Consider the following 23,799-nt stretch of genomic DNA (forward strand, 5'->3'; position numbering starts at 1 on the left):
GAGCCCTTTCCATGGCCATCGAAAAGAAAACCATCCGCCTGCTGATTCTGGAAGACTCGCAGAACGAAGCCGAACGCCTGGTCAGTCTGTTCCGCAATGCCGGCCACGCGACCCGCGTACATCGACTGACCTCTCCCGAGGACCTCGCCGAGACCCTCCAGCAAAGCTGGGACCTGCTGATCGCCGCGCCGACCAGCGAGTGTCTCGAGCCCGGCGAGGCGCTCGCCACCTTGCGCCGCCAGTCGCGCGACATCCCGTTCATCCAGCTGGTGGCCGACAACAGCTCCGACGCCATCACCGACGCCTTGATGCTCGGCGCCCAGGACGCCCTGCCGCAAGGCGAGGACGAGCGCCTGGTGCTGGTCGCCAACCGCGAGCTGGCCGGCCTCGCCGAACGCCGCGCGCGCCGCGCCGCCGAACTCGCCCTGCGCGAGGCGGAAAAACGCTGCCAGTTGCTGCTCGACAGCTCGGTCGACGCCATCACCTACGTCCACGACGGCATGCACATCTACGCCAACCGCTCCTACATGGCGCTGTTCGGCTACGAGGACGCCGAGGAACTGGAAGGCCTGCCAGTCATCGACCTGATCGCCTCCTGCGACCAGGGCGCCTTCAAGGATTTCCTCAAGGGCTACCAGAACGACCAGCGCCAGACCGAACTGGTTTGCACCGGGGTCAAGCTCGACGGCCAGGAATTCAAGGCGCGCATCAGCCTCTCCGCCGCCACCTACGACGGCGAACCCTGCATCCAGGTGGTGATCCGCGGCGAGGTCGACAACGCCGAACTGGAAGAAAAGCTCCGCGAAGTCAGCAGCCAGGACCCGGTCACCGGACTCTACAACCGCAGCCACTTCCTCGACCTGATGGATGCCGCCGTGCAGCAGGCGGTGACCGCCCGCAAGCCGTCGACCCTGGCCTATATCCATCTCAACGGCTACCCCTCGCTCCAGGCCGACCACGGGCTTTCCGGGATCGACCTGCTGCTCGGCCAGTTGGCCGGACTGATGCGCGAACAGTTCGGCGAGGAAGCCGACCTGGCGCGTTTCGGCGATTCGATCTTCGCCGCCCTGTTCAAGGGCAAGACTCCCGAGCAGGCGCAAGCGGCACTGCAACGACTGCTGAAGAAGGTCGAGAACCACCTTTTCGAGCTGAACGGCCGCAGCGCTCAGGCCACCCTCAGCATCGGCGTCGCCGGTCTCGACGAGAAGACCGCCAAGGCCCAGGACGTGATGAACCGTGCGCATCGCTGCGCCGATGACGCGGCACGCAAGGGCGGGTCGCAGATCAAGCAGTACAACCCGGCGGAAGAGCTTGCCGCCGCCGCCCAGCGCGGCGACGTCATCGCGATCCTCCAGCAGGCGCTGGAGACCAACAGCTTCCGCCTGCTGTTCCAGCCAGTCATCAGCCTGCGCGGCGACAGCCACGAGAACTACGAGGTGCTCCTGCGCCTGCTCAATCCGCAGGGCCAGGAAGTGCCGCCGGCGGAGTTCCTGCATGCCGCCAAGGAAGCCGGGCTGGCGGAGAAGATCGACCGCTGGGTGATCCTCAACTCGATCAAGCTGCTCGCCGAGCATCGCGCCAAGGGGCACCAGACCAAGCTGTTCGTCCACCTGTCCAGCGCCAGTCTGCAAGACCCCGGCCTGCTGCCCTGGCTCGGGGTGGCGCTGAAGGCCGCGCGCCTGCCGCCGGAGTCGCTGGTGTTCCAGATCAGCGAAGCCGACGCCACCAGCTATCTGAAGCAGGCCAAGCAACTGACCCAGGGCCTGGCCACCCTGCATTGCCAGGCGGCGATCAGCCAGTTCGGCTGCTCGCTGAATCCGTTCAACGCGCTGAAGCACCTGACCGTGCAATTCATCAAGATCGATGGCTCCTTCGTCCAGGACCTCAACCAGGTGGAAAACCAGGAGATCCTCAAGGGCCTGATCGCCGAACTGCACGAACAGCAGAAGCTCAGCATCGTCCCCTTCGTCGAGAGCGCCAGCGTCCTCGCCACCCTGTGGCAAGCCGGCGCCACCTACATCCAGGGCTACTACCTGCAGGGGCCGAGCCAGGCGATGGACTACGACTTCTCCTCGGGAGACGAATGAAGAACGGGCGCCCTGGGCGCCCGTTGCTTTTCCGCTCTACCGACCTGGTTCGTGGCTGCCGGGCCGGCAAGAGGCGCCCGCCGGCCTCAGGCTCGCCCTTCGCGGTCGCGGTAGCCGAGCAGGTAGAGGATGCCGTCCAGGCCCAGGGTCGAGATCGCCTGCTTGGCCGACTGCTTGACCAGCGGCTTGGCGCGGAACGCCACGCCCAGGCCGGCCAGGCCAAGCATCGGCAGATCGTTGGCGCCGTCGCCGACGGCGATGGTCTGCTCCAGGCTCAGGCCTTCCTTCGCCGCCAGTTCGCGCAGCAGGTCGGCCTTGCGCTGGGCATCGACGATCGGCTCGACCGCCACCCCGGTGACCTTGCCGTCGACGATCTGCAACTCGTTGGCGAACACGTAGTCGATCCCCAGCTTCGCCTGCAATTGACGGGCAAAATAGGTGAAGCCGCCGGACAGGATCGCGGTCTTGTAACCCAGGCGCTTGAGTTCGGCGAACAGGGTTTCCGCACCCTCGGTCAGACGCAGCGAGGCGCCGATCTCCTCCAGTACGTCTTCCGACAGTCCCTGCAGCAGCGCCAGGCGCTCCTTGAAGCTGGCGCGGAAGTCCAGTTCACCGCGCATCGCCCGTTCGGTGATCGCGGCGACCTTCTCGCCGACGCCGGCGGCCTTGGCCAGTTCGTCGATGACTTCCGCCTCGATCAGCGTCGAATCCATGTCGAACACCGCCAGCCGGCGATTGCGGCGGAACACGCTGTCCTGCTGGAAAGCGATGTCGACGTTCAATTCCTGGGCGACGCTGAGGAATTCCGCACGCAGCGCCGCCGGATCGGCCGGTTCGCCGCGTACCGAGAACTCGATGCAGCCCTTGCCCTTGTCGGCGGGCATGTCCAGCGGCATGCGCCCGGAGAGACGGTCGATGTGGTCGATGTTCAGCGCGTACTTGGCGGTGATCGAGCTGACCCTCTGCAGTTGCTCGGCAGTCACCCGGCGGGTGAGCAGGGTCACGATGTGCCGCGCCTTGCCCTGGCCGTCGACCCATTGCCGGTAGTCCTCTTCCGAGACCGGGGTGAAGCGCACCTGCTGGTCCAGCTTGTAGGCGGTGAACAGCACGTCCTTGAGGACCGAGGAACCAGCCTCGGTATCCGGGATTTCCACCAGGATGCCGAACGACAGGGTGTCGTGGATCACCGCCTGGCCGATGTCGAGGATGTTCACCCCGCCCTGGGCCAGTACGCCGGTGATGGCCGCGGTGAGACCGGGGCGGTCTTCCCCGGTGATGTTGATCAGGACAATTTCGCGCAAGGCGTAAGCTCCGCCAGGTAAAAGACGCCATTCTACCCGCTTTCCCGCACACCCGAGAGACGCAGAGCCGGGCATTTGCCATCACCACCGGTCGGAACCGACCGGGAAAACCCGCGAAACCGCCGCGCGGCGGCCTGGAAAGCGCGTCAACGGCCCTTTGCCCCTCGGGGGGCGCTGGTTATACTGCGCGATACCTCTATTTCAGAAGACCGAGCCCCCTGTGACCCGGCCCACGTCCGTCAAGCCCGACAATTTCTTCCTCCTGCTGTTTCGTGCCTTGCGCCAGCGCCGCGTCCCGATCGCCCTGCGGCTCGCCAGCCATAGCCTGATCCTGGTGGCCCTGGCCCTGCTGATCTACGCCTGGGTCATGGGCATGCAGTTTCGCCAGGCCATGCAGCAGCAGGCCGATGCCCTGGGCCAGAGCCTGATCACCCAGACCGCCGCGTCCGCCACCGAGTTGCTGGTGTCCAACGACATCCTCAGCCTCAACGTGCTGCTGAACAACCTGGTGAAGAACCCGCTGGTGGCCCATGCGGCGATCTACAGCGTCGACCAGCGCATCCTCGCCGAGGCCGGCAGCCGTCCGAAGCAGAGCCTGCTCGGCGCCACCGAAGGCCTGTACTCGACGCCGATCACCTTCCAGGAAGTGATCGCCGGGCACCTGCGCATCAGCCTGGACATGCAGCAGTTCCAGCAGCCGATGATGATCAGCCTGCAGAGCATGGGCCTGATCAGCCTGATCCTGCTGATCCTCGCCCTGTATTTCAGCCTGCGCCTGGGGCGGCAGATTTCCACACCCTTGTTGCAATTGCGTGTCTGGTTGCGCGATCCGGACAATCCGGCCCCCGGCGCCGAACTGCAGAACGAGCTGGGCGACCTGGCGCGCGACCTGGAAGAGCGCCTGGTGCCGGAGAAGCCGCCGGCGCCGGAGCCGGAAGAAGCACCGCTGCCGCAGAACTTCGACGACATCCTGCTGGAAGACGACGAAGCCGACCTACGCAGCCGCAAGGTCGAGGCCTCGGCCTTCGAGGAAGACGACATTCCGCTGGGCGACGCCCTGCTGGACGAGACCAAGCCGGTGGAATTCACCTCCATCGACGAAGACCCGCTGGACCAGGACGCCTTCGACGAGAACGGAGCCGAAGCCGGGGAACAGCCCGCAGCGCCCGCCGCTGCGCGCGAACCGCAACACAGTGCGGTGCTGGCGATCCAGCTCGGCGCCCAGGAACAGTTGCGCCGGTTGCCGCGCAGCCGCCTGGTGGATCTCCTGCAACGCTATCGCGACTGCCTGGAACAGGCCGCCCGCCAGTACAAGGGCAGCCTGCACACGCTCAGCGACGGCGGCAGCCTGATTCTCTTCCACAGCCGCGACAACCGCGCCGACTACCTGACCAACGCGCTCTGCTGCGGTGAACTGATGCGTGCGCTCGGCCATGCCCTGCAGATCGAGGTCGCCGACAGCGGCATCACCTTGCAACTGCAACTGGGCCTGAGCCTCGGCGAAGACCTCAGCGAACAGACCCAGGCCGACCTGCTGCTCAACGAAACCGTGCAGAACGCCCTCGCCCTCAACCAGCACAGCCGCAACCTGCTGCTGGTCGAACGCAGCATCGCCGACGACGCGGTGGTCCGCGAGCGCGCCCGTATCCGCGCCATCGCCAGTCCGGAAGGAGCCTGCTGCGTCGAGCGTCTGCTGGAGCCGTATCCGTCGATGCTCGAGCGCCAACTGGCGCGCATGCACGACCGCGCCCGCCCGTGACCACCCTGATCACCCACCCGCTGCCGGTCCTGGCGGTGGGACTGGCCCTTGGCAGCCGGGTGATCCCGCCACGCCTGCTGCTGGCAGGCATGCTCGCCGCCTGCCTGCCGGACTTCGACGTAGTCGCCTTCAAGCTCGGCATCGCCTATCACGATGCCTTCGGCCATCGCGGCTTCAGCCATTCGCTATTGTTCGCCGCGATACTCGGCGCGCTCGCCGCCCTCGCCTGCCGGCCGCTGCATAGCGGACCGCTGAAAGCCGGGCTGTGGGTGGCGCTGGCCACCGCCTCGCACAGCCTGCTGGACGCGATGACCAATGGCGGGCTGGGCGTCGCCTGGTTCTGGCCCTGGAGCGACGCCCGCTATTTCATGCCGTTCCATCCGATCGCCGTGTCGCCGATCGGTCTGTCGCGCTTCCTCAGCGAACGCGGATTGCTGGTGCTACAATCGGAGGCGCGCTGGGTCTGGCTGCCCTGCCTGCTGCTGGCGCTCGCCGGCATGGCCCTGCGCTTCCTGTTGCGCCGCTCACGCTGACGCCGAAACGAAAAAGCCCCGCTTCGGCGGGGCTTTCTCCTAGTCGGCTATCGACAATCAGAACCGATAGACCTCGGCGTCGGTGCGAATCGGCACCACCAGTGGCATTTTCGGACCTTCCTCTTCCTTGACCTTCGGCTTGGCCACCGGCTTGCGCGCGGTCGCCGGCGGCGGCGCCTCGGCCGCCACGGCGATCGGCTTGACGTCCTTGGCCAACTGCGCCGCCAGGCGCTTGAGCAGGTCGCTCTGGGCACGGATCTGGTCGCCGATGCTGCCCTGATGCTGTTCTTCCTCGTGGAACACCCGGCTGTCCTTCAGGTCGCCCTTCTGGTCCAACAGGCGCCAGCGCGCCTCGATCACTGCCGGCTGCTTGGGGCCGGAGTCGAGGCGACTGATGGTCAGCATCACCTGGACCTGGGGGGTGAAACCGGGTTTTTCCGGGAACAGCGCCAGGCGGCTGCTGCCCAGCTCGCTGGACATCTGCCGCAGCAGTTGCTGGCTGACATTGGTCTCCAGGTTGCCGGCCCAGCGCGCTTCGGTGGACAGACTGAGAATACCATCGGCCTGCCGCTGCACCATCACATCGCGCTTGAGATAGTCGGCCAGTTGTACCGGCCCGAGCAGGACGGCCGCACCGCCGTCCTTTTTCGGTACCGCAGCGGCACCGACGTCCAACTGGTAGAGCTGGGCCGGCGGATGGACCGCACAACCCGTCAGCCCGAGCAGGCTGACGAGGGAAAGACATGCGAAGACGCGCCACGCGCTCATCGAGAACCACCGTATTTCGCCGAAGATCGGCACTACTGATGCAAGACTTGAATTCTACTGGCCACCCGCCATCGGAAACGGCGGCCGAAGGGGCGTATCATCCCCTAACCAGCGCCATAGCTCCAGAGGCAGAGCGTATTCCGAAACCGGTTTCGGACCACCTGCGTCAGGGGAAAACCCGGCGGAACCCGCCAGGGAGACGACATTCCCCCGGAAAGCCGGCCTCGGAAGAGGCCGCTTTCGCCATTCCCTTGCGGATATGCGAGAGATCGGAGACCGGTAACGGCTCATTTCAATCCTGTGGCGGAATATCCACCAGCAGGCTGTCGACGCGCTGGAATCCGCGCGGCAGCTTGTTGCCTCGCCGGCCGCGCTCTCCCTTGTAGTGTTCCAGGTCGTCGCCCTTGAGCGACAGGGTACGCTTTCCGGCCTGCAGGACCAACGTTGCCCCGGCTGGCAGAACAGCCAGGTCGGTGAGGTATTCCTCGCGGCTGGCCACGCGTTCGCCGGGGATGCCGATGATCTTGTTGCCCTTGCCCTTGCCGAGCTGCGGCAGGTCGGAGACCTTGAACAATAGCAGACGGCCCTCGGTCGTCACGGCCGCCAGCCAATCCTGCTCCACATCGCGCACCGGGCGCGGCGCCACCACGGCGGAGCCGTTGGGCAGGCTGAGCAGGGCCTTGCCGGCCTTGTTCTTAGCCTGCAGGTCCTCGCCCTTGACCACGAAACCATAGCCGGCGTCGGAAGCGATCACGAACAGCGCATCGTCGTCCGGCAGCAGCACGCATTCGAAGCTGGCCCCCGGCGGCGGCGTCAGCCGGCCGCTGAGCGGCTCGCCCTGGCCCCGCGCGGACGGCAGGCTGTGGGCCGGCAGCGAGTAGCTGCGCCCGGTGGAGTCGATGAACACCGCATACTGGTTCGAGCGTCCCGGCGCGGCGGCCTTGAAGCCGTCGCCGGCCTTGTAGGAAAGGCCGGCGGCGTCGATGTCGTGGCCCTTGGCGCAACGCACCCAGCCTTTGTCCGAGAGCACCACGGTCACCGGTTCGGTGGGCATCAGCTCGGTTTCCGACAGCGCGCGGGCCTCGGCGCGGGCGACGATCGGCGAACGGCGGTCGTCGCCGTAGGTCTCGGCGTCCTTGATCAGCTCCTCGCGCACCAGCTTCTTCAGCTTGGCCTCGCTGCCGAGCAGGGTCTGCAGGCGCTTCTGCTCCTTCAGCAACTCTTCCTGCTCGCCGCGGATCTTCATCTCTTCCAGGCGCGCCAACTGGCGCAGGCGGGTGTCGAGGATGTAGTCGGCCTGCACCTCGCTGAGTTCGAAGCGCTCCATCAGCACCGCCTTGGGCTGGTCCTCGGTGCGGATGATGTGGATCACCTCGTCGAGGTTGAGGAAGGCGATCAGCAAGCCATCCAGCAGATGCAGGCGGCGCTCGACCTTGTCCAGGCGGAACTGCAGGCGTCGACGCACGGTGCCGATGCGGAACTGCAACCACTCCGAGAGCAACTGGCGCAGGTCCTTGACCTGCGGCTTGCCGTCGAGGCCGATGATGTTCAGGTTGACCCGGTAGCTGGTCTCCAGGTCGGTGGTGGCGAACAGATGGGTCATCAGCTCTTCGACATCGACCCGGTTCGAACGCGGGATGATGACGATGCGGGTCGGGTTCTCGTGGTCCGACTCGTCGCGCAGGTCGGCCACCATCGGCAGCTTCTTGGCCTGCATCTGCCCGGCGATCTGTTCCAGCACCTTGGAACCGGACACCTGGTGCGGCAGGGCGTGGATGACGATGTCGCCGTCCTCGACGCGGTACACCGCGCGCATGCGCACCGAACCGCGGCCGGTCTCGTAGACCTTCTGCAGGTCGGCGCGCGGGGTGATGATCTCGGCTTCGGTGGGGAAGTCCGGGCCCGGCACGTGTTCGCACAATTCGGCGACCGTCGCGCCCGGCTGGTCGAGCAGGCGCACGCAGGCCGACGCGACTTCCCGCAGGTTGTGCGGCGGCACGTCGGTGGCCATGCCCACCGCGATGCCGGTGGTGCCGTTGAGCAGCAGGTTGGGCAGGCGGGCCGGCAGCACGGCCGGCTCGTCGAGGGTGCCGTCGAAGTTCGGTACCCAGTCCACGGTACCCTGGCCCAGTTCGCTGAGCAGCACCTCGGAATAGCGCGACAGGCGCGCCTCGGTATAACGCATGGCGGCGAAGGACTTGGGATCGTCCGGCGCCCCCCAGTTGCCCTGGCCGTCCACCAGCGGATAGCGATAGGAGAACGGCTGCGCCATCAGCACCATGGCCTCGTAGCAGGCCAAGTCGCCGTGCGGGTGGAACTTGCCGAGCACGTCGCCGACGGTGCGCGCCGACTTCTTGTGCTTGGAATCGGCATCCAGCCCCAGTTCGCTCATGGCGTAGACGATGCGTCGCTGCACCGGTTTCAGGCCGTCGCCGATATGCGGCAGGGCGCGGTCCATGATCACGTACATGGAATAATTCAGATAGGCCTGCTCGGTGAACTCGGCCAACGACCGGCGTTCGACCCCTTCCAGGCTCAGATCGAGGGATTCGCTCATGCGTACCTCACGGAGAAGTGTTTTGGCGCAGCACCAGGGTGCCGTCGCGCTGGGTGAATTCGAGTTGTTTCAGGGCGCTCATGCCGAGTAGCACCTCATCGCCGTCCATGCCCGGCGCAATCAGCGCCGCGACCCCGGACAGGCGGATATCGCCGAGTTGCAGCTGGTCCAGCCGCGTGCGCCAGCCCGTGGCGCGGCCGTTGGCCGTGCTCAGGGTGATCGGCGCGCCGCGCTCCAGCGCGAGTCTTGCCGCCAGGGCTTCCGGCACCGCCACCTGGGTCGCCCCGGTATCGAGCAGGAAGGTCACGCCCTGGCCGTTGATCTGCCCGTTCAGCAGGTAATGGCCCTGGCGGCTGCTGGCCAGGCGCAACTCGACGTAGCCGTCGCCATGGATCGATTGCGGCGCCTGGTTCGGGTTGCGCTGTCGATCTTCCCATACGCCGAAATAGCGCGTCGCCAGCGCCAGCCCGGCGACCCAGGCCAGCACCAGCATGATCCGTCCCAGCCGCTGACCGGGCGCCTGTTGCGTCACTTGTCCCCCAACCAGCCGCCGGCGGGCGCGGCGAAGCGCAGGACGAAGGGCCGCACGTCGCCATCGGCGCGCGCATGGTCGCCATTGTCGATGCCCAGCCAGGCGCCCTTGTCGTCCAGCGACAGGGCTTCCGCGACGCCATAAGGCAGCTCGTAGCGACGCTCCGGCGCCAGGACCGCCGAGGCGAACGACCAGCAGCGCTCGACCTTGGCCTGGGCCAGGTCGCGGCGGCAGATCTGATGCGCCAGGCGCTCCAGGGTGAACAGCTTGCCGCGGTAGAAGGCGAGGTCGGAGAAATCCTTCGGCAGCTTGCGCGCGCTGCCCAGTTCCGGCGGCGGCTCGATCTTGCCGCCCTCGGCGAGCAGTACGCAGCTGCCCTCGCAGCGCCAGGCACTGTTGTCGCGGTGGGCCACCAGCAGGCCGCGGCGCTCGCGCTCGGCAGCCAGCCAGAGGCGCTTGCCCTCGGGGTCGACGGCGATCCCTTCGAACAGCGCGTTGAAATTCATCAGCATGCCGCTGGCCCGCGCTTGCGGCAGCAGGCCGGGCGGCAGGCGCAGCCAGTTCGGCGTGCCGCTCACCGGCAGTTGCAGGACCGCCGCGTGCGCCTCGCTGACCAGGTAGCGATTGCCGGCGGCATCGCAGGCGATGCCTTCGAAGTCGAGGTTGCCGCCGCGCACCAGGCCACTGAGCCAGACCCGCGTGCTCATGCCCCAGGGCAACCCGCTGTCCGGCGGGGTCGGAGCGATGAAACTCTCGGCCTCGGCCTGCCAGGGCTGGTCGGAGCCTTCGGCCGAGGGTTGCAGGCGATACAGGCGGTCATCGTCGCGGTCGGAAACCGTCCACAGCGCGCCGCCACACCAGGCCAGCCCGGAGAGGTTGCCGCCGCGCATGCCCTCCACCGCATGTTCGGAGATGAAGCTCAAGGCTGCCGGAACCGGTGGCTCTGGCGGCGCCTCGGCCGCCTGGACCAGGCCCCCGAACAGGCCGAGGATGGCCAGCAGGCGGCGCATCAGACCAGCACCTCGGCCAGGTTGCCCTTGCTTTCCAGCCAGGACTTGCGGTCACCGGCGCGCTTCTTGGCCAGCAGCATGTCCATGATCTCCAGGGTACCGGTGGCGTCCTCCAGGGTGAGCTGGACCAGCCGCCGGGTATTCGGATCCATGGTGGTCTCGCGCAGTTGCAACGGATTCATTTCGCCAAGGCCCTTGAAGCGGGTGACCTGCGGCTTGCCGCGCTTCTTCTCTGCGGCCAGGCGCTCGAGGATGCCGTCGCGCTCGGCTTCGTCGAGGGCGTAGTAGATGTCCTTGCCGAGGTCGATGCGGTACAGCGGCGGCATCGCCACGTAGACGTGGCCGGCTTCCACCAGCGGGCGGAAATGGCGGACGAACAGCGCGCAGAGCAGCGTGGCGATGTGCAGCCCGTCGGAGTCGGCATCCGCGAGGATACAAATCTTGCCGTAGCGCAGCTGGGCCAGGTCACTGGCACCCGGATCGACGCCGATGGCCACCGCGATGTCGTGGACCTCCTGGCTGGCGAGCACCTCGCCGCCGTCCACTTCCCAGGTGTTCAGGATCTTTCCGCGCAGCGGCATGATCGCCTGGAATTCCTTGTCCCGCGCCTGCTTCGCCGAGCCGCCGGCGGAGTCGCCCTCGACCAGGAACAGTTCCGCGCGCATCGGTTCCTGTCCGGCGCAGTCGGCCAGTTTGCCGGGCAGCGCCGGCCCCTGGGTGATCTTCTTGCGCTCGACCTTCTTGCCCGCCTTGAGACGACGCCCGGCATTGCTGATCGCCAGTTCCGCCAACTGCAGGCCGATCTCGGCGTGCTCGTTGAGCCACAGGCTGAAGGCGTCCTTCACCACGCCCGAGACGAACGCCGCCGCCTCGCGGGACGACAGGCGCTCCTTGGTCTGCCCGGAGAACTGCGGCTCCTGCATCTTCATCGAGAGGACGAAGGCGATCCGCTCCCAGACGTCCTCGGGCGCCAGCTTGACGCCGCGCGGCAACAGGTTGCGGAACTCGCAGAACTCGCGCATGGCGTCGAGCAGGCCCTGGCGCAGGCCGTTCACATGGGTGCCGCCCTGGGCCGTGGGAATCAGGTTGACGTAGCTTTCCTGCACCGACTCACCGCCCTCGGGCAGCCACAGCAGGGCCCAGCTCACCGCTTCCTTGGAACCTTCGAGGTTGCCGCAGAAGGGTTCATCGGGCAGGCGCGGCAGCTCGGCGACCGCGTCGGTCAGGTAGGAGCGCAGGCCGTCCTCGAAGTGCCACTCGACGCGCTCGCCGGTGTTCTTGTCCTCGAACACCACGCTCAGGCCCGGGCACAGCACCGCCTTGGCCTTGAGCACATGCTTGAGGCGGCTGACCGAGAACTTCGCCGAATCGAAATACTTCGGATCCGGCCAGAAATGCACGCTGGTACCGGTATTGCGCTTGCCGACCGTGCCGATGACTTCCAGATCGCTGTCCTTGAAGCCGTCGGCGAAGGTCATCCGGTACTCGTTGGCGTCGCGCTTGACGCGTACCTCGACCCGGGTCGAGAGCGCGTTCACCACCGAGATGCCGACCCCGTGCAAGCCGCCGGAGAACTGGTAGTTCTTGTTCGAGAACTTGCCGCCGGCATGCAGCTTGGTAAGGATCAGCTCGACGCCCGGCACGCCCTCTTCCGGGTGGATGTCCACCGGCATGCCGCGGCCATCGTCGATGACTTCCAGCGAGTTGTCCTGGTGCAGGACCACCTGCACGCTCTTCGCGTGGCCGGCCAGGGCTTCGTCGACGCTGTTGTCGATGACTTCCTGGGCCAGGTGGTTGGGGCGGGTGGTGTCGGTGTACATCCCCGGGCGCTTGCGCACCGGGTCGAGGCCGGAAAGGACTTCGATGGCGTCTGCGTTGTAAGTAGCCATGGGGTCTCTATTCAGTCAAAAGTCGAAAAGTCGGTGTCGCGCCACAGCGCCGACGGGTAGCCGGCGAACGCCAGCAGCGCCGGCAGGTGCCGGGCGAAGCCCTGGAAACCGTGGTCGCCGCCGGCCTGGATACGTAGCGCGCAGGCTCGGTAGAAGGCCTGCGCGACGCGATAATCGAGGGTTTCGTCGGCGGTCTGCAGCCATACCTGGTAGCGTTCGGGACGTTGCAGGTGCGTGACTTCCAGTTCGGCCAACGCCGCCACGTGGTCCTCGGTGAGTTCCCAGGTCTCGCCGCTGTAGTGGTTGGTCTGCGCGCCCAGGTAGCCGTCGAAGGAGCGATGCGGGGCGACCGCCGGATTGACCAGGATCGCCGCCAGGCCATGGCGCTCCGCCAAATGGGTCGCATAGTAGCCACCCAGGGAGCTGCCGACCAGCACCGGTCGCCCGAGCTCGGCGATGGCCCGCTCCAACTGGGCGATAGCCTGCCGTGGGTGATGGTGCAGGGCCGGGACGCGCAGGCCTTCGGCCAGGCCCAAGTGGCCGAAGGCCGCCTGCAGCTGACGCGCCTTGTGCGATTCGGGCGAACTGTTGAAGCCGTGGATATACAGCAGGGATGGGCTGGTCGCGGTCATCGGGAACGGGCTAATGGGCTTCAACTCGGTAGGGAAAGCCGAACGGTAACAGCTTCCAGGCTTCATCTTCCAGCCTGCGCGCCGATCGGCAACGACGCACGTGGCCGCGGTACCCCGCGACCGGGGGCATGTCAGTATCCGGCGGTGTCGTAGTCCACTTCGAAGACGACGTCGTCGACCCGCGAGATCCCCGTTTCCAGGCGCCCGTCGTCGTGCAGGCGCAACCAGCGGTAGCCCGGCGCCAGGCGGTCGAGGGTGAAGTCGCTGCTACCGGGGGCGAACTGTACGCAGGTGGACGGCGAAGCCAGCAGGCGCAGCGGGCCGCGCTGGCGGTCGAACTCCTGGTGAATGTGCCCCCACAGCAGGCAGCGTACCTGCGGATAGGGCGCCAGCAGGTCGAACAGCGCCTGCGGGTTGCGCAGGCCGATGGGATCCATCCAGTCGCTGCCGATCGGCACCGGGTGGTGATGGAAGGAAACCAGCAAGAAGCGTTCGCCGGCGCTGTCGATGGCGCGCCGCAGCAGCTCCAGCTGGTCCTCCTCGAGATAGCCCGGCACCGCGCCGGGAATGCTCGAGTCGAGCAACACCACGCGCCAGTTGCCGACGTCGACGACCTGCTCCAGCAGGTCGCTGCCCTCGGTCGCCCTTTGCATCGGCTCGCGTTCGTCGTGGTTACCGGCGAACCAGCGCAACGGCGCGTCCAGGGGGGCGCTCAACCTGCGGAAGCGTGTGTAGGAATCGAGGCTGCCGTCCTGGGAGACGTCGCCGGTGGCGAGAATCAGGTCGATCCGCGGCTGCTCCCGGGCGACCCGCTCGACCACCTTCTCCAGGCTATGGGCGGTATCCATGCCAAGCAGGCGCGCGCCATCCTCGGCGAACAGGTGGCTGTCCGAAAGCTGCACCAGCAGTACGGAGGCGTCGGTGGCGGGAGTGTTCGAATGGCGTGACAAGGGGCCGTCTCCTGAAGGCGAGGCGTCCGCGGTGAAAGGGATGATTATGGTGACCGACGAAAGTGGCGGCAAACCCGGAAAGCGGAACAGATCACAGTTGCGAGGACTACTTTTGGCTTGATGTCATTCAACTGGCCTTTTGCCTGCAACCGCTCAGCGCTGGGCCACCGGCTCCATTTCGTGGCCGCAGGCCAGGCAATGGGCGAGCCACTCGCCGAGGAACAGGTTGAGCTGGTTCTTCTCGTCGGGCTGGTGCATCGCCTGGTTCGGGTAGGGATAGATCGCCATCAGCCGCCGCGCCTGTTCGGCGCCGATCACCTCGGCCATCCGCGCATCGTGGTAGACCCGCACTTCCAGCCGCGGCGCCGGCAACCAGGGCAGGCCCAGTTCCTGGCGCACCTGCAGGGTGGTGGTGTAGGGGCAGGCCTCGGTCACTTCCAGCGCAAGTACGCCGAGCAGCCGCTCCCCTTCGCTCAGCGCGACCCGGCGCGAGGCCTGCGCCTCGCGCATGTCCGGGAGCAGGCGCATGAGCCGCGCGTAGTTCGCTTCGCAGGTCGCCTGCAGGCTGGCCAGGTCGACCCGGTAGCGCTCGCGCAGCAGGTTCAGGCCCATAGCCCACGCACCTCGGCCCGGTTCAGGGCCAGCCACTGCAGGGCGATGATGCTCGCCGCGTTGTTGATCCGCCCGTCGCGCACGGCCTGCAGCGCATCTTCCAACGGCCAGACGTGGACGCGGATGTCCTCGCCCTCCTCCGGCAAGCCATGCACGCCGCCGACGCCTTCGCTGTCGCAACGGCCGACGAACAGGTGCACCACTTCGTCGGTGCCGCCCGGCGACGGCAGGTACTGGGTTATCGGCCAGAGCGCACCGAGAGTCAGCCCGGCCTCCTCCATCGCCTCGCGATGGGCCACTTCCTCCGGTTGCTCGTCCTTGTCGATCAGGCCGGCGACCAGCTCCAGCAGCCAGGGGTTGGCGAGCTTCTGCATCGCCCCGACGCGGAATTGCTCGATGAGCACCACGCAATCGCGCTGCGGGTCGTAGGGCAGCACGCAGACCGCGTCATGGCGGACGAACAGTTCCCGACTGATTTCCCGGCCCATGCTGCCGTCGAACTGGCGATGCCGCAGGCGCAGGCGATCGAGACGATAGAAGCCGCGGAAGCATTCCTCGCGCTGCACGAGCTCGACGTCACCGGGGGCGGGTTTGAAGGTTTCGGACATCCTCGACTCACTTCACTCGGGTATGTGGGTTTCGCGCCATCCTATCGCGGCCCGGCGCAGGGCGCAGCCACTTTCAGGACAGCTCGGGAAAACTTCGTGGCGCTCGCCGCACGGGCGTGTTTCCCGGCCACGGCTAGGCCATACTTGGGGTTTGCGCGGGCCGAACTCAAGCGCGACGCCAGGGTCGAAACGGACTGGTCGACGCTTCGAGCCCGCCCATCCACCGTCGCAAAAGGAATCCCATGCGCCTTCTGAAATTCGCCGCCCTCGGCAGCCTGGTCGTTCTGCTGAGCGCCTGCCAGAGCCTCTTCAAGCCCGGCCTCGACGACCCGCTGCCCACCGAGCGCCTCGCCAGCGAGCACCTGAAGCCCGGCTGTCAGGGCGAACAGTGTCCCTTGGTAAACATCGACACCTTGAAGTTCCCCGACGAACCGCAGTTGGACCCGATCGTCGAGCGCGCCCTGCTGGAAATGACCCGGGAAAACAACGAAACGCCCCTGCCGGCATCGCTGGCGGCCTACGAGCGGCAGTTCCTGGACAGCGCCGAGCCGGGCTGGAGCAGCTACCTGCAAGCCAAGGTGCGCGAACAACATGACGGTCTGGTGATCATCGAGCTTTCCAGCTACCTGTTCACCGGCGGCGCCCACGGCATGCCCGGTCGCGGCTTCATCAACTACGACCGCAGGCAGCACAAGGTGCTGAGCCTGCAGGACATGCTGGTTCCCGGCCAGGAAGAAGCCTTCTGGAAACAGGCCGAGCTGGCGCACAAGGCCTGGCTGCTGGCCAACAAGCTCGACCAGGACGCCGATTTCCAGAAGACCTGGCCGTTCCAGCGCACCCCGCACGTGGCATTGACCTTCGGCGCGGTGACGCTGAAGTACGACGCCTACTCCATCGCGCCGTATTCCTATGCCCACCCCGAACTGAAGATCCCGTATCCGCGCCTGAACGGCATCGTCAAGCCGAACCTGTTCCCCGGCCGAGGCTGACGCTTCCGACGCTCCGCAGCCCCTCGTCACGGCGAGGGGCCCCGTGGCGCGGCCTAGACCTGCCTGTAGATCACCGATCCTTCGTCCTTGAAGCGCGCCGCCTGCTCCTGGAAGCCGGCCTCGATGGCCTTGCTCTCGTCGGACAGGCCGTTCTCCTTGGCGTAGTCGCGGACTTCCTGGGTGATCTTCATCGAGCAGAACTTCGGTCCGCACATGGAGCAGAAGTGCGCGACCTTGGCCGAGTCCTTCGGCAGGGTCTCGTCATGGAACGCCCGCGCGGTGTCCGGGTCCAGGCCAAGGTTGAACTGGTCCTCCCAACGGAACTCGAAGCGCGCCTTGGATAGCGCGTTGTCGCGGATCTGCGCGCCCGGGTGGCCCTTGGCGAGGTCGGCGGCATGGGCGGCGATCTTGTAGGTGATGATCCCGGTCTTCACATCATCCTTGTTCGGCAGACCCAGGTGCTCCTTGGGCGTGACGTAACAGAGCATGGCGCAGCCGAACCAGCCGATCATCGCCGCGCCGATGCCGGAGGTGATGTGGTCGTAGCCGGGGGCGATGTCGGTGGTCAGCGGGCCGAGGGTGTAGAACGGCGCCTCGTCACAGCACTCCAGCTGCTTGTCCATGTTTTCCTTGATCAATTGCATCGGCACGTGGCCGGGACCTTCGATCATCACCTGCACATCGTGCTTCCAGGCGATCTTGGTCAGCTCGCCGAGGGTTTCCAGCTCGCCGAACTGGGCGGCGTCGTTGGCGTCGGCCACCGAGCCCGGACGCAGGCCATCGCCCAGCGAGAAGCTGACGTCGTAGGCCTTCATGATTTCGCAGATCTCTTCGAAATGCGTGTAGAGGAAGTTCTCCTGGTGGTGCGCCAGGCACCACTTGGCCATGATCGAGCCGCCGCGGGAAACGATGCCGGTGACCCGCTTGGCGGTCAGCGGCACATAGCGCAGCAGCACGCCGGCGTGAATGGTGAAGTAGTCGACGCCCTGCTCGGCCTGTTCGATCAGGGTGTCGCGGAAGATTTCCCAGGTCAGGTCCTCGGCGACGCCGTTGACCTTCTCCAGCGCCTGGTAGATCGGTACGGTGCCGATCGGTACCGGGCTGTTGCGCAGGATCCACTCGCGGGTTTCATGGATGTGCTTGCCGGTGGACAGGTCCATCACCGTGTCGGCGCCCCAGCGGATGCCCCAGGTGAGCTTCTCCACTTCTTCCTCGATCGAGGAGCCCAGCGCGCTGTTGCCGATGTTGCCGTTGATCTTCACCAGGAAGTTGCGGCCGATAATCATCGGCTCAAGCTCGGTGTGGTTGATGTTCGCCGGAATGATCGCGCGGCCGCGGGCGACTTCCTCGCGGACGAACTCGGGGGTGATTTCCTTCGGGATGTTGGCACCGAAGCTGTGCCCCGGGTGCTGCTGGTCGAGCAGGCCGGCGGCCCGGGCTTCCTGCAGCTTCATGTTCTCGCGGATGGCAATGTATTCCATCTCCGGGGTGATGATGCCTTTCTTCGCGTAGTGCATCTGCGAGACGTTGGCGCCCGGCTTGGCCCGGCGCGGCGTGCGCACGTGGGCGAAGCGCAGGGCGTCGAGGCTGGCGTCGGCCAGGCGGGCCTGGCCGAACTCGGAGGTCAGGCCGGGGAGGATCTCGGTGTCGCCGCGCTCGTCGATCCAGCGCGAACGCACGTCAGGCAGGCCCTTGCGCAGGTCGATGCGGACCTCAGGGTCGGTATACGGGCCGGAGGTGTCGTAGACGAACACCGGCGGGTTTTTTTCGCCGCCGAAGGCGGTGGGGGTGTCGGCGAGGGAGATTTCCCGCACCGGGACGCGGATGTCCGGGCGCGAGCCGGTCAGGTAGACCTTGCGCGAGTTCGGGAAAGGCTGCGTCGACTGGCGGTCGAGCTGCTCAAGGCGGGTGATGTTGTTCTTCTGCGTTGCGCTCATCGATGGCTCTCCTGGGTGATTGTCGGGAGAACCTGGAACGCGGGGCCACCGGGACTGGTGGCGAGAAGGACGCGCCGGCAAGGCAGGCATGGCGCGGACATCTTGTTCCCTACGCGGGTTGCTGCGGTCCGCGCGAGGCGGAACCGGACGCTAGCCCGATCAGGTTCAACGGGATCCGGAACTATCCGATCTCAGCCCCTCGTATAGGGCACCCCGACAAGAACCCCGGCAGTCTAATCAACACCGGCGGGATACGCCAACGGGAAAACGCCCCGCCCGACCGGCAGTCATGGTCCAGTCCGGCGCCCTCTCGCCAGGGAAGACGCAGATCCCCGCACGTTCGCCGGCACATCGATCCGGACTGGCTCTTCGATCAGTTGCCGCGCAGGTGCCTTGACCGCCACCGGTAGCGACCTTAGCCTTGCCCCACCTCGCATCTTTTCCAGGACGAACGAATGCTGCGCAGACTCTCCCTGGCGGCCGCCGTGGCCGCTGCTACCGGTGTCGCCTGGGCCGCCCAGCCGACCCCGCTGCCGACCAAGACCGACCTGATCAGCGTCTACAAGGAAGCCGTCGACAACAACGCCGACCTCGCCGCCGCCCAGGCCGACTACCTGGCGCGCAAGGAAGTGGTGCCCCAGGCCCGCGCCGGCCTGCTGCCGCAACTCGGCGCCGGCGGCCGTATCGGCGACTCACGGATCGCTCTCGACGAACCGGCCGCCACGGTCAAACGCAGCAGTCATGTGGTCCAGGCCAGCCTCAGCCAGCCGCTGTTCCGCGCCGACCGCTGGTTCCAGTGGCAGGCCGCCAAGGAAACCAGCGACCAGGCCAAGCTGGAATTCTCCGCGACCCAGCAGGACCTGGTCCTGCGCAGCGCCGAGACCTACTTCACGGTGCTCCGCGCCCAGGACAACCTGGCCACCAGCAAGGCCGAGGAAGCCGCCTTCAAGCGTCAATTGGACCAGGCCAACGAGCGCTTCGACGTGGGCCTTTCCGACAAGACCGACGTGCTCGAGGCCCAGGCCAGCTACGACACCGCCCGCGCCAACCGGTTGATCGCCGAACAGCGCGTGGACGATGCCTTCCAGGCCCTGGTGACCCTGACCAACCGCGACTACAGCGCCATCGAGGGCATGCGCCATACCCTGCCGGTGGTGCCGCCGGCGCCGAACGACGCCAAGGCCTGGGTCGACACCGCGGTGCAGCAGAACCTGCGCCTGCTGGCCAGCAACTACGCGGTCAACGCCGCCGAGGAAACCCTCCGCCAGCGCAAGGCCGGGCACCTGCCGACCCTCGATGCCGTGGCCCAGTACCAGAAGGGCGACAACGACGCCCTCGGCTTCGCCAACAGCGCCGCCAATCCGCTGGTGCACTACGGCAAGGATGTCGAGGAACGCACGATTGGCCTGGAACTGAACATCCCGATCTACAGCGGCGGCCTGACCTCCTCCCAGGTCCGCGAGTCCTACCAGCGCCTCAACCAGAGCGAGCAATCCCGCGAAGGCCAGCGCCGCCAGGTGGTGCAGGACACCCGCAACCTGCACCGCGCGGTGAATACCGACGTCGAGCAGGTCCAGGCGCGGCGCCAGGCGATCATCTCCAACCAGAGTTCGCTGGAAGCCACCGAGATCGGCTACCAGGTCGGCACCCGCAACATCGTCGACGTGCTCAACGCCCAGCGCCAGCTGTACGCCGCCGTGCGCGACTACAACAACAGCCGCTACGACTACATCCTCGATACCCTGCGCCTGAAGCAGGCGGCCGGCACCCTCAGCCCGGCCGACCTGGAGGCGCTCAGCGCCTACCTGAAGCAGGATTACGATCCGGACAAGGACTTCCTCCCGCCGGACCTGGCCAAGGCCGCCTCCGAGCAGTTACAGAGCAAGCCGCGCCAGCAGTACTAGCACGAGCCAAGACGCCCCCGGTCGGGGGCGTCTTCGCTTGACTGGCCTGGCGCGCGTCGCCCGGGTCAGCGCGCCAGCGGCTGGAGCAGCGCGTCGAACTGCTCCAGCCGCGGGAACCGCAGGGGTACATCCTGCTCGAGATTTTCCAGCCGCGCCCGGTAGGCGCGCAGGAAGTTGCCGCGCGCTTCCTCGCTGATGTATGGCACGTGCCAGGCGACGAAGGGCTCCAGCACCTGCATGCCGACATAGGCCAGGGTGCCACGCAGGATCGGCCGCAGCATGTCCTCCAGCGGTCCGTGGATGGCACCCTCGCCGAACATGTGCTGGCGCCCGCCCAGGGTCAGGCTGACCAGCGCCTTCTTGCCGGCCAGGCCACCCTGGTCGTAGAAGCGCTTGCCGCCATAGCAGACCCCGGACACCAGTACCCGGTCGAACCACCCCTTGAGGATCGCCGGCACCGAGAACCAGTAGATCGGAAAGTTGAGGATCAGCAGGTCGGCCCACAGCAGCTTGTCCAGCTCGGCCTGGATGTCGGCGGCCAGGCTCTGGCGCTTGACGCTCTCGCGCTGCTCCAGGGCGTACACCAGGTAGTCGGGATCGGCGCGCTCGGCGAAGTCGGCGGCACTGGCCACCGGATTCCAGTTCATCGCGTAGAGATCCGAGACCTGCACCGCGTGGCCCTGGCCTGCCAGGGTCTCGCATGCCTGGTCACAGAGCGCGCGGGTGAAGGATTGCGGTTCGTTGTGGGCGTGGACGATCAGTACGTTCATCGTGGTTTCCGAATCGTGGTGACCGGCCGCATCGCTCGCGGCCGAGGGGTTCAGGCCTGGCCGAGCAACTCGGCGGCGCACAGCGCAATGCGCCGACAGGCTTCGCGCAGCGGTTCGGCGCCCAACACCAGGCCGAGGCGGATGTGACCGGCGGCGCTCGGGCCGAAGGCTTCGCCGGCGAGCACCGATACGCCATGGCGGTCCAGCAGGCGGTCGGCGAAGGCCTGGGCGGAAAGTCCGGTGGGACGGATGTCGACCATCACGAACATGCCGCCGTCCGGGCGCAGTGGACGCAGGCCGGGGCTGTCGGCCAGGCACTCGATTACCAGGTCGCGGCGGCGGCGGTAGGCCTCGCGCATCGCCTCCAACTCCGGCAGCGGCGCTTCCAGCGCGGTGCAGGCGGCATCCTGGATGAATTCCGGCGAGCCATAGAGCATGCACAGGGCGAGGTTCTCCAGGTGCGCGCAGAGTGCTGCGGGACCGACCACCCAGCCGACCCGCCAGCCGGTCATGGCGTGGGATTTCGACAGGCTGTTGAGGGTCGCGGTACGGTCGGCCATCCCCGGCAGGCTGGCCGGGCTGACATGCTCGCCGTCGAACAGCAGTTCGCTGTAGACCTCGTCGGAGATCATCCACAGGTCATGGGCCATGCACAGCTCGGCCAGGGCTTCCCAGGTGGCCCGCGGCAGGCTGGCGCCGGACGGGTTGTGCGGGCTGTTCAGCGCCATCGCGCGCGTGCGCGGGGTGATCAGTGCGGCGACCTCCTCGGCCTGCACGCGGAAGCCATTCTCGGAGCGCACCGGCACCGGCACCACCCGCGCGCCACAGGCGCCGAACACCGCTTCGTAGGTAACGTACATCGGCTCGGCGACTATCACCTCGTCGCCCGGATTCAGCAGGCACTGCACCACCGCATACAGCGCGCACTGGGCGCCTGCCAGCACCACCACCTGCTCCGCGTCCACCGCCTGGCCGCTGCGCCGCCGGTGGCGCTCGGCGATGCGCTGGCGCAGGGCGCGCTTGCCGCGCACGTCGGCGTAGTGGGTGTTGCCGGCCAGCAGGCTGTCGATGGCCGCCTGGACGATGGGCGCCGGGGTATCGAAGTCGGGGTCGCCGACCGACAGCAGGAGGATTTCCTCGCCCTGCTCGACCCGCGCCAGCGCGCGATAGTGGATGTCCCAGGCAGCGGCGCCGTCGCCGGCGATACGTTGAGTGAAGTCGGAATAGCGCATGGATGCTCTCCTTGTCCGGCGGTCAGCGCGCGCAGGCGTGCCGCAGTTCGATCAGGGTCACGCCGGGCTGCCCGAAGCCGGCGCGCAGGTCGCGCTCCAGTTCGTCCAGGTCCTGCGGCTGGCGCACCGCGCAACCGTAGGCGCGGCCCAGCAGGGCGAAGTCGGGGTTGCGCGGCAGCACGCCGACCGGCTCGATGTCCAGGCCGAGCATGTCGTCGCGGATCTGGCCGAGCGCGTCGTTGTTCCACAGTAGCACCACCAGCGGACTGTCCAGTTCCTCGCTGGCGGTGGCCAGTTCCTGCGCGGTGTAGAGGAAGCCGCCATCGCCGACCAGCACCAGGCCCGGGCGCTGCGGGACGCCGAGCTTGGCGCCGATGCCGGCCGGCAGGCCGTAGCCGAGGGTGCCGTAGCCGGTGGGATGCAGCCAGCTGCGCGGCGCTCGGCTGGCGAACGCGTAGTTGCCGGTATAGGCCAGTTGGGTCATGTCGGTGCTGACGAAAGCATCGGCCGGCAGCGCGGCGGCGATCCGGTCGAGGATCGCCTGGTGCAGCGCCTGCAGCGGCGCGTGTGCCGCGCGGATCTCCGCGCGCAGGCGCGCCACCCTCGCGGCGGCCGGCGCGGCGTCGCGGGCCTCCTGCGGCAGGCACGCCAGCAGCGCCTCAAGGGTCTGCCGGGCATCGCCCCTGAGCGCTACGGCAGAGGGATAGAAGTCGTTGAACTTGCGCGGGTCGATATCGACGCGGATCAGTTCGCCGGACAGCGGCAGGCGTTCGCGCCAGAAGTCGGTGTCGGCCATCTCGGTGCCCACCGCCAGCACCAGGTCGGCCTCGGCGATCATCTCCCAGCCCGGCGCTACGCACAGGCTGGCCCCGGCGTTGAGCGGCGCGTCCGGCGGCAGCAGGCCCTTGCCGGCGACGCTGGTGAACAGCGGCGCGGCCAGGCGCTCGCTCAGCGCGGCAAGCGCATCGCCGGCCGCCAGCGCGCCGCCGCCGGCGATGAGCATTGGTCGCCGGGCCGCAGCCAGGCGCTCCGCCGCCGCCCGCAATGCCTCGGTGCACGGCACACCACGACCAGGGCGGCGCGCCACGGCAGCGCTCCAGTCATGGGCCACCGGCGCGGCAAGCACGTCGAGCGGGATCGAGATATGCACCGGGCGCGGACGCTCGCTGTCGAACACCGCGTAGGCCCGGGCGATCAGTTCGGGCAGCTGTTCCGGGCTCAAGGCCAGGGCGGAGAAGGCAGTGATCGGCGCGGTCATGGCACGCTGGTCCTGGGTCTCGTGCAGGCAGCCCCAGCCCTTGCCCAGGCTGGCGCTGTGGTTGACGCTGGAAATCACCAGCAGCGGCACCGAGTCGGCGTAGGCCTGGCCGATGGCGGTGGCGACGTTGGTCACGCCCGGCCCGGTGATGACGAAGCACACTCCCGGCTTGCCGCTGACCCGCGCATAACCGTCGGCCATGAAGCCGGCGCCCTGCTCGTGGCGGGTCAGCACGTGGCGGATGCCGCTGCCCGGAAGTCCGCGGTACAGCTCCAGGGTATGCACGCCGGGGATGCCGAAAACGGTATCCACGCCGTAGTTGGCCAGCAAGCGGACCAGGGCCTGGCCGGCGGTGAGGGTCTTCTGTGGTTGCATGGGCAATATCCTCGTCCAGTTCGGCGACCATCGGAGTCGCCGTTCGCGCCGCAGCGCTCTTGCTCCCATTCCCACAAGCGGGAGGGGGAGCCGTCG

General features: G+C 67.3%; 19 protein-coding genes and 1 riboswitch. Of the genes, 5 read left to right on the forward strand and 14 right to left on the reverse strand.

The features are described 5' to 3' along the window. Positions 1-11 precede the first annotated feature (11 nt). Positions 12-2,087 (forward strand): cyclic di-GMP-binding protein FimX, encoded by a 2,076-nt coding sequence (gene fimX, locus ACM0M4_RS27820; protein WP_003095680.1) that lies wholly within the window; start codon positions 12-14, stop codon positions 2,085-2,087. Between the two features lie 86 nt (positions 2,088-2,173). Here fimX and serB read toward each other — a convergent pair whose 3' ends face one another. Continuing rightward, a complete protein-coding gene (gene serB, locus ACM0M4_RS27825) occupies positions 2,174-3,388 on the reverse strand; it encodes a phosphoserine phosphatase SerB (RefSeq protein WP_054376158.1) in 1,215 nt (404 codons plus the stop codon). Between the two features lie 220 nt (positions 3,389-3,608). Here serB and ACM0M4_RS27830 point away from each other — a divergent pair, with 220 nt between their 5' ends. Together ACM0M4_RS27830 and ACM0M4_RS27835 are read left to right on the forward strand one after the other, a co-directional pair. Then, entirely contained in the window at positions 3,609-5,147 is a 1,539-nt protein-coding gene (locus tag ACM0M4_RS27830; RefSeq protein WP_003102052.1) for an AhpA/YtjB family protein, read from the forward strand. Continuing rightward, complete coding sequence (locus tag ACM0M4_RS27835; protein ID WP_003095684.1) at positions 5,144-5,680, forward strand: metal-dependent hydrolase; 537 nt, start codon at positions 5,144-5,146, stop codon at positions 5,678-5,680. The genes ACM0M4_RS27830 and ACM0M4_RS27835 overlap by 4 nt, the downstream gene beginning before the upstream one ends. 57 nt (positions 5,681-5,737) lie before the next feature. Here ACM0M4_RS27835 and ACM0M4_RS27840 read toward each other — a convergent pair whose 3' ends face one another. The 9 genes from ACM0M4_RS27840 to ACM0M4_RS27880 all read right to left on the reverse strand — a co-directional run bounded on the left by ACM0M4_RS27840 (position 5,738) and on the right by ACM0M4_RS27880 (position 15,238). Further along, entirely contained in the window at positions 5,738-6,448 is a 711-nt protein-coding gene (locus tag ACM0M4_RS27840) for a PqiC family protein (RefSeq protein WP_003102054.1), read from the reverse strand. Between the two features lie 292 nt (positions 6,449-6,740). Further along, on the reverse strand, positions 6,741-9,005 hold the full coding sequence (parC, locus tag ACM0M4_RS27845) for a DNA topoisomerase IV subunit A (protein WP_033939219.1): 2,265 nt from the start codon (positions 9,003-9,005) through the stop codon (positions 6,741-6,743). A gap of 7 nt (positions 9,006-9,012) precedes the next feature. Beyond that, positions 9,013-9,537 carry a retropepsin-like aspartic protease family protein gene (locus tag ACM0M4_RS27850; RefSeq protein WP_003116165.1) on the reverse strand — a complete coding sequence of 175 codons (525 nt, stop codon included), beginning with the start codon at positions 9,535-9,537 and terminating at the stop codon, positions 9,013-9,015. Beyond that, positions 9,534-10,547 carry an esterase-like activity of phytase family protein gene (locus tag ACM0M4_RS27855; protein WP_003102060.1) on the reverse strand — a complete coding sequence of 338 codons (1,014 nt, stop codon included), beginning with the start codon at positions 10,545-10,547 and terminating at the stop codon, positions 9,534-9,536. The genes ACM0M4_RS27850 and ACM0M4_RS27855 overlap by 4 nt, the downstream gene beginning before the upstream one ends. Continuing rightward, positions 10,547-12,436: a DNA topoisomerase IV subunit B gene (gene parE / locus ACM0M4_RS27860; protein ID WP_031688754.1), complete on the reverse strand. Its 1,890-nt coding sequence runs from the start codon at positions 12,434-12,436 to the stop codon at positions 10,547-10,549. The genes ACM0M4_RS27855 and parE overlap by 1 nt, the downstream gene beginning before the upstream one ends. Before the next feature lie 11 nt (positions 12,437-12,447). Beyond that, positions 12,448-13,068 carry a YqiA/YcfP family alpha/beta fold hydrolase gene (locus tag ACM0M4_RS27865; RefSeq protein ID WP_003102064.1) on the reverse strand — a complete coding sequence of 207 codons (621 nt, stop codon included), beginning with the start codon at positions 13,066-13,068 and terminating at the stop codon, positions 12,448-12,450. Between the two features lie 131 nt (positions 13,069-13,199). After that, a complete protein-coding gene (gene cpdA / locus ACM0M4_RS27870) occupies positions 13,200-14,018 on the reverse strand; it encodes a 3',5'-cyclic-AMP phosphodiesterase (RefSeq protein WP_003102066.1) in 819 nt (272 codons plus the stop codon). Between the two features lie 153 nt (positions 14,019-14,171). Continuing rightward, entirely contained in the window at positions 14,172-14,630 is a 459-nt protein-coding gene (locus tag ACM0M4_RS27875) for a DUF1249 domain-containing protein (protein ID WP_003102067.1), read from the reverse strand. Then, the gene (locus ACM0M4_RS27880; RefSeq protein WP_003095694.1) at positions 14,621-15,238 is read right to left on the reverse strand and encodes an NUDIX domain-containing protein; all 618 of its coding nucleotides are present in this window, start codon (positions 15,236-15,238) and stop codon (positions 14,621-14,623) included. The genes ACM0M4_RS27875 and ACM0M4_RS27880 overlap by 10 nt, the downstream gene beginning before the upstream one ends. Positions 15,239-15,480: 242 nt before the next feature. Here ACM0M4_RS27880 and ACM0M4_RS27885 point away from each other — a divergent pair, with 242 nt between their 5' ends. Further along, positions 15,481-16,227 (forward strand): RsiV family protein, encoded by a 747-nt coding sequence (locus ACM0M4_RS27885; protein ID WP_003102069.1) that lies wholly within the window; start codon positions 15,481-15,483, stop codon positions 16,225-16,227. A 53-nt stretch (positions 16,228-16,280) separates the two neighbouring features. Here the strand turns inward: ACM0M4_RS27885 and thiC are convergent, their stop codons facing one another. Continuing rightward, positions 16,281-18,164, reverse strand: coding sequence for a phosphomethylpyrimidine synthase ThiC (thiC, locus tag ACM0M4_RS27890; RefSeq protein ID WP_003095696.1), 1,884 nt, complete (start codon positions 18,162-18,164; stop codon positions 16,281-16,283). 89 nt (positions 18,165-18,253) lie between these two features. Next, a riboswitch (TPP riboswitch) is annotated at positions 18,254-18,390 on the reverse strand. 229 nt (positions 18,391-18,619) lie between these two features. On the opposite strand from thiC, the gene opmH reads away from it, so the two are divergent. Then, positions 18,620-20,068 (forward strand): efflux transporter outer membrane subunit OpmH, encoded by a 1,449-nt coding sequence (gene opmH, locus ACM0M4_RS27895; RefSeq protein ID WP_034043310.1) that lies wholly within the window; start codon positions 18,620-18,622, stop codon positions 20,066-20,068. Positions 20,069-20,133: 65 nt separating this feature from the next. Here the strand turns inward: opmH and ACM0M4_RS27900 are convergent, their stop codons facing one another. The 3 genes from ACM0M4_RS27900 to ACM0M4_RS27910 are packed head-to-tail and all read right to left on the reverse strand — an operon-like array spanning position 20,134 to position 23,772. After that, on the reverse strand, positions 20,134-20,838 hold the full coding sequence (locus tag ACM0M4_RS27900) for an NAD(P)H-dependent oxidoreductase (RefSeq protein ID WP_003102071.1): 705 nt from the start codon (positions 20,836-20,838) through the stop codon (positions 20,134-20,136). Positions 20,839-20,888: 50 nt separating this feature from the next. After that, positions 20,889-22,070: an arginine--pyruvate transaminase AruH gene (gene aruH, locus ACM0M4_RS27905; RefSeq protein WP_003102073.1), complete on the reverse strand. Its 1,182-nt coding sequence runs from the start codon at positions 22,068-22,070 to the stop codon at positions 20,889-20,891. A 22-nt stretch (positions 22,071-22,092) separates the two neighbouring features. After that, positions 22,093-23,772 carry a 5-guanidino-2-oxopentanoate decarboxylase gene (locus ACM0M4_RS27910; protein WP_079742723.1) on the reverse strand — a complete coding sequence of 560 codons (1,680 nt, stop codon included), beginning with the start codon at positions 23,770-23,772 and terminating at the stop codon, positions 22,093-22,095. Positions 23,773-23,799: the final 27 nt, after the last annotated feature.

It is taken from the genome of Pseudomonas sp. 18-147 (assembly GCF_051048045.1).
GTDB lineage: Bacteria > Pseudomonadota > Gammaproteobacteria > Pseudomonadales > Pseudomonadaceae > Pseudomonas > Pseudomonas aeruginosa.